Origin of the sequence: Microcystis sp. M049S2 (genome assembly GCF_020245625.1) — a bacterium.
Taxonomy (GTDB): Bacteria; Cyanobacteriota; Cyanobacteriia; order Cyanobacteriales; family Microcystaceae; genus Microcystis; species Microcystis ichthyoblabe_A.
This window is the reverse complement of sequence record NZ_JADBUN010000154.1, coordinates 60,837-66,836: the sequence shown is the minus strand read 5'-3', so window position 1 is coordinate 66,836 and position 6,000 is coordinate 60,837. Positions and strand designations below refer to the sequence as shown.

The following is a 6,000-nucleotide window of genomic DNA, read 5'->3' as shown; positions in this document are numbered from 1 at the left end:
TCAATAACGGAGGGACAGAGGTGGTTAGCTGAACGTTGGGAAAAACTGATAGTTTTATCGACGTAAGAAGCAGAAAAATTAGCTAAATTAACAGGATGTACTCTCAGACAATTTCAAGAGAGATGGACTTTTAGTGGCTTGGGAACAAACTTTATCAATTTATTCATAATAAATATTGGCAGAGGATTAAAGAGGCTCTTCTGGTTTCTGTGTGGAAACGAGGTCTATACTGATAGTTTCTTCGACAAAATAGTCCTAAAAGTGTTGCCCGATAAGCATTTCACGATTCCATAAGCAAAAATTATCACACAAAGTCGAGAAGAGCCTTAAAGATTAGTTATTGTGACTAACTCTTTTGATTATAAAAAGATAAACTTGAGAATCTTCGGTCAAATTTATCGACTCAAAATCCGCTGTACTTAATTTAAATGAATCAACCCTAGGGATTAAGGGGGGATCGAACCGAAAATCTATTTTCACCCCTTTTGACGGATCAAGTTACCGTAAACCCAAGCGCGATTCAAGGCGATTATGTCCCATAAACTGGATATTTCCTGTTTTTATTAACTACAATCTTCAGAGCATACCCTGACCTAAAGCCAAACCTGTCACCAACATTCCTAACACTAGAAAAGGCTGGGCGCTGGCTTGATATTTGACATCATTTTTGAGCGGATCCCGCAGAAAATACATATCTTGGAAAGTGATCTGAGGGATAATTAATAACAGTAAAATAGCGGCATAAAGATTCTGATGAATACTAATCAGATAGCCCGCAATTCCCGCTTGAAAAACATCGATCATAATCACGCAAATCCAAGCCGAGGTTGTAATTCCAAACATAACTGGCAAGGATTTCAAGCCTAATTTTTCGTCACCTTCCACACTTTTAAAGTCGTTGACCACAGCAATGCCTAAACCCGCTAGACTATAGATGAGGGTTAAGATCATAATTGTCCAATTTAACTGACCAAAAAGGGCGTGACCAGCCCACCAAGGTAATGCTATATAACTAGCACCGAGGGCATAATTTCCTAGCCAACCATTTTGTTTTAATTTTAAAGGTGGTGCTGAATAAATATAGGCAATAAAAGAACCAAATAGGGTTAAACAGAGCATGATCGGGAAATCATGACCTGCCCAGCGATCGAGAAGATAAGATATTCCTAACCCAGCCGCTAATAAAACCAAAATCTGGCCGACCACTTGCGGAATAGAAATCACCCCCGAAGGAATCGGACGGTAGGGTTCATTAATTGCATCGATTTCTCGATCGTAAAAATCATTTAAAGTTTGGGTATAACCGGTCATCAATGGACCAGAAAGTAACATACAGGTGGCTGCTTTTAAGACATCTTCTAAAGACCAAGTATAATTCCCCGATGAAGCAGCCCCACAGACAACCCCCCAAATGAGAGGAATCCAAGTGATCGGCTTCATCAATTGTAAGCGGATTTTCCAGAGGGAGGTTTCTGCCGATGAGGCCCCTTTCATGCCCAATAATTGGCGAGTTTTGGCCCCCCGCTCGTCCTTGTTTTCTATCTCGGTGTTTGACATAATCCCTTAAAAAGAAATAATTAAGTAACCTTCTTGGAATTTTGCCCCTTTTACCGATCTTCCGGTTAGAGGCGGTGGTACATCAATATTACGCCGTTGATCCCCGGCTTCGATGGTTAATTCTGGACCCGATTGCGTCAGTTTTACCTGTTTTTTCTCGAATCCGGGTAAATAAACCTTGACCTGACCAGCTGCCGTATCGATTATTAACGGTTTGGGCGGCTGCACCGTGAGAAAATTGGGTAACTCGGCGATTAACTCCTGCCAATCTTCTCCTTGACGGTAGGGTAAAATCGCGGCCGGCAGCGGGGCAAAATCCTCCGTAGCACTCTGACAGCGATTAAAAATCACTCCCCCCACATTTAAACCGATTTGCTGCGCCGCACCCCAAAGATATTTGGCATCTGCGATCGCAATTGGATCATCATTGGTGACTAGATAGGCTAAAACTCGCCGGGGATCGGCTAAAGCGGAGCGCCCCTCGTCTAAAATGTTATTATCGGCCTTCTTCCCCAAACCGTCGGGATTAAAGGAGAAATTCAACACGGCGGCGGCGATTGGTTGGAAAAAGGGAGAAAGGGTGCGACCAATCTCAGAATCGCTGAAAACCTGCAGAAAACGCCGTAAATACCAGCCACCCACCTCTGGAATCCCCAACATCCTCAGGCTGTTGATATCTCCGCTGCCGTCGTAGATGATGACATCGTAATTTCCGCTTTTATCCTGTTCCCGCAGGAATTTTAAAGCTAGAGCTTGGTCCATTCCGGGTAAGATGCCCAACTCTTGACCATAAACATTTTTCAAGGTGGGAGAACGCAAATACTGCTTTTCTAATTCCTTGACTTCTTCCCAACTTTTTTCTAGTAACTGGGTACTACTAAGCTGGATAACCGAGAGATTGGGGGCAATTTCGGTAATAGAGGAGCTAGGGGAGGCCTTGAGGAGTAATCCCCAAGCGGGACCAGAATCTTGACCGATCAAGAGAACTTTTGACCCCAGACCAGCCATTTTCTTTGCCGAAGCGATCGCTATTATACTGCGACCGCTGCCCCCCTTGCCCAAAAAGGTCAAAATTAAGGACATAGTTAATTCCTAAGCGTTATATTTAGATGAGTTTGAGTTCATCCTCAAAAAACCAAGTAGCGGTCTTATCATCGAACTGGACAACAGCACCAACACCGCTGCCATCGGTCATCTTAAAGTTTTTGATGACACCCACTTTACCCAATTTACCCGCTACATCCGAGTTAACGCGGTCTCTTAAGCGACAGACCTTGACTTTTTGCCCGATTTCCATTACTTCCACAGTTTTAATAAGACGATAATTCAATAAACCAATCCTAAGTTTAATATAAATTCGTGTCAGATAAACCCCCCAATGCTCTTCAGTTACTGGTCTTTCTGAGATCATCTGCACTTAGCGATCATATATACTAAGGGATTGAACAAAATCAACCTCTTGCTTAGGATAGGCAATAGGCAATAGGCAAGAGGTAATTGGGGCTTGCTGAATAAATCTAAAAACCTTGTTGGGTAAAACTTTTAGGCTTTTTTTCCCTCAAAAAGTGCCAGCCTTTGGAGGGATCGGGGGGAAAATTACGGGACTTTTTCCCTGAAAATTAGGTAATTTACCAGATGAAAATGGGTAAAACCCTACACCCTACACCCTACACCCTACACCCTGCCCCCACGAAAAACTTTTTCAGCAGACCCTAGTTAGATATGTGCAATTAATTGTGTCTAGCTACTCAAAAAAAAGGGTTTTATTTGGTTTCTGGGGCAGGATTTTGCAGATTTTCTAGTTGTTCTCTTTGCTTGCGTTTAAACTCCTCGGCCGCTTCGTTGATATTATTGAGGGTGTCTTCCTGAAATTCCGATCCGTCCCGGCTACGGCGAAAATTACTATTATGAATCAAGTCTAAAGGATTAAAACCACCGAGACTATCCCTGCCATCGGAACTACGTTCATTTTTTTGATAATCCGGCTGACTGGGGTTCAAGCTTTGAGCTAACACTTGCGGACTAAAATCAGCCCCGACCAATAAAATAGTAGCTAGGAATAAAGACGATTTGATCAACATTTTTTGAGTATTCATAATCTAACTAACTCCTCAGAAAATTAAGTGGGTAGGTGTTAAAAGTTGTCAGGCACCCCCCTTAATAAGGGGATATCCCCCCGCCTATCGGCACCCCCCTTATTAAGGGGATATCCCCCCGCCTATCGGCACCCCCCTTATTAAGGGGGGCAGGGGGGATCAGAGGCAAAATCTATCTTCAATTTAATTATAACTACTTACTTGTCTAGTTTTTGGTGGTGAGAAAATTGTAGGCTTTTCAGTGAACAGTAAACTGGTAACTGATAACTGATAACTGATAACTGATAACTGATTTAAGCAAAACGACGACGAAGTAAGGGCTGAATTGCCAAAAGTATTAGCAGATCAAAAGCTAAGAGCAGGCCTAAAACTGTCAAGAAATTGAGGTCAAGCCAAGGGGTTTGTAAGACTATGCTATCAAAAGACCAGTGCTGATTGAAATAAATATAACGGATCGGTTCGATCGCATAGGTAAGAGGGTTGAGACTAGCGATTACTTGTAACCAATCTGCCATAAAGTTTAAGGGAGCGAGGGCGGTACTGGCAAATAAAAGCGGTAAATTGGTGACGAAAATGACGGCGATTAATTCGATATGTCCGGGGAGAGCAAAGGTTAAACTGAGACTTAAGGCAGTCATACCCAAAACTATTAGGAAAACAATCAAAGCGATCGCACCTAATCCGGCTAAACTAGGCAATCCTGCCCCTAAAAAGGCACTAGCGGCCACGATCGAGGCGGTTTGGATGAAACTGAGGACGATAATATAGATGGTAGAAGCGGCCACGATCGAGTAACGAGTGGTTAAAGGCGCTACCAAGAGACGGTTAAGAAAGCCAAATTCTCGATCGAACATTACCGGTAAACCGGCATTTAAGGCCCCGGAAAAAGCGGTAAAGACAATCACCCCGGGGGCGAGAAATTTAGCATAACTGAGATCGTTGCCGAATAGACCCTGGGGAGCATTATAAAACAATGCCCCGAATAAAATCAGCCACATAAAGGGCTGAATTACCCCCGCGATTAGGGTTGAAGGACGACGTTGTAATTGGATGAACAGACGTTTAGTCATGGCCAGAGTTTCTTGCAGAAATTCCCCTAGCACATTTCCCCCATCGTCCACCGTTGCTGCTCTAGTGGGATTGGGGGCTAAACTAGCTTTTAAGGAAGAAGGTGTGATGGTTTGGCTCATGAAATATTTACCTCTAATGCAGTCTTAACGAGTAATTTGGATAGTCAACAGTTTATAAGTGATCAGATGGCTCTCTTGGGGTTCTGGTGATCGGCAAATCCTCTTGAAGAAAAGGCTGACACCCTACCACTTCTCCAATATACAAGGGGCGCAAGCCCTGGGGGAGAGGAATGTAAATATTTATTAAATTGTAGCTTTTAATACAATACGGGGGGGGGTAAAGTATGTAGGGTCTCCTTGAGCATTCGCTTGTCATTGTTTTGGGTTGCCCTATTGCTTAACCCGAATCGAAATGTCACGCACTCAAACCATTTACCATTAACCCTTTTTTATGAAATTACAACTCGGCATTCTATCCGGGGTGTTCTTAGCAGCCACTCTAGGAACGGCTAGTGCAGCACAAGCTGCTTTGGTGGTCGTCCCTCCCGACTTGGCCGTTGGCGATCAGTATCGTTTGGTGTTTGTCACTGAAGGCAAACGGGATGCAACAAGCACCGACATCGACGACTACAATAACTTTGTCACCAGTCAAGTACGGCTCTCTATATTGCCAGGGACGACTGATACGGCTCTCTATCAGGCTTTAAATGCGGCTGGAATTGACCCGAATACGATTACTTGGAAGGCGATCGGTTCTACTGCTTCAGTCGATGCCCGTGATAATACGGGTACTAATCCGACATTGAGTACGGGTGTTCCGATCTATCTCATAGATGGCAACCGGGTCGCCAACAATAATGCCGATCTCTGGGATGGCAGCATCCAAACCGCTATCAATCGCACTCCTGACGATTGGCAATTGAATGAGCCAGTCTCGACAGGGACCAATAACAATGGAACAGCGGAGAATGGAAGACTTGGTGGTGGCTCCCTGGGGCGAGTAAGATACGGGCTCGCCAGTTCGATTACAGCTGAGTGGATTACCATGTACGATTCCGACCGCTTTAGTATCAGCCGGTTATATGGCATCTCCTCCGTGCTGACAGTTCCGACTCCAGCAGTCACTGTCCCCGAACCCTCTAGCCTTCTTGGTTTTATCACACTGGGCGGTTTAATGCTAGGGGGTGCTGTCCGCAAAGCTAGAAAATAATGCCTACAAGGGAGAGGAGACGCGGGTTTCCTCTCTCTTTTTTGAGGGGTTTCATGGGAAGATCGGG

6 protein-coding genes are annotated in these 6,000 nt (G+C 44.3%); 1 reads left to right on the top strand and 5 read right to left on the bottom strand.

Going from position 1 to position 6,000, the window contains the following annotated elements:
- Positions 1-576: 576 nt before the first annotated feature.
- From chlG to IM496_RS13615, 5 genes are all read right to left on the bottom strand, one after another.
- Positions 577-1,557, bottom strand: a complete 981-nt coding sequence (gene chlG / locus IM496_RS13635; protein WP_194018259.1) for a chlorophyll synthase ChlG — start codon at positions 1,555-1,557, stop codon at positions 577-579.
- 6 nt (positions 1,558-1,563) lie between these two features.
- Positions 1,564-2,640 carry a Get3/ArsA fold putative tail anchor-mediating ATPase NosAFP gene (locus tag IM496_RS13630; RefSeq protein WP_287662225.1) on the bottom strand — a complete coding sequence of 359 codons (1,077 nt, stop codon included), beginning with the start codon at positions 2,638-2,640 and terminating at the stop codon, positions 1,564-1,566.
- A gap of 22 nt (positions 2,641-2,662) precedes the next feature.
- A complete protein-coding gene (petP, locus tag IM496_RS13625) occupies positions 2,663-2,854 on the bottom strand; it encodes a cytochrome b6f subunit PetP (protein WP_002742483.1) in 192 nt (63 codons plus the stop codon).
- Between the two features lie 466 nt (positions 2,855-3,320).
- On the bottom strand, positions 3,321-3,653 hold the full coding sequence (locus IM496_RS13620) for a hypothetical protein (RefSeq protein ID WP_194018264.1): 333 nt from the start codon (positions 3,651-3,653) through the stop codon (positions 3,321-3,323).
- 293 nt (positions 3,654-3,946) lie between these two features.
- Positions 3,947-4,843, bottom strand: coding sequence for an ABC transporter permease (locus tag IM496_RS13615; protein ID WP_287662224.1), 897 nt, complete (start codon positions 4,841-4,843; stop codon positions 3,947-3,949).
- A gap of 331 nt (positions 4,844-5,174) precedes the next feature.
- Here IM496_RS13615 and IM496_RS13610 point away from each other — a divergent pair, with 331 nt between their 5' ends.
- Positions 5,175-5,933 carry a PEP-CTERM sorting domain-containing protein gene (locus IM496_RS13610; protein ID WP_287662222.1) on the top strand — a complete coding sequence of 253 codons (759 nt, stop codon included), beginning with the start codon at positions 5,175-5,177 and terminating at the stop codon, positions 5,931-5,933.
- The last annotated feature ends 67 nt before the right edge of the window (positions 5,934-6,000 follow it).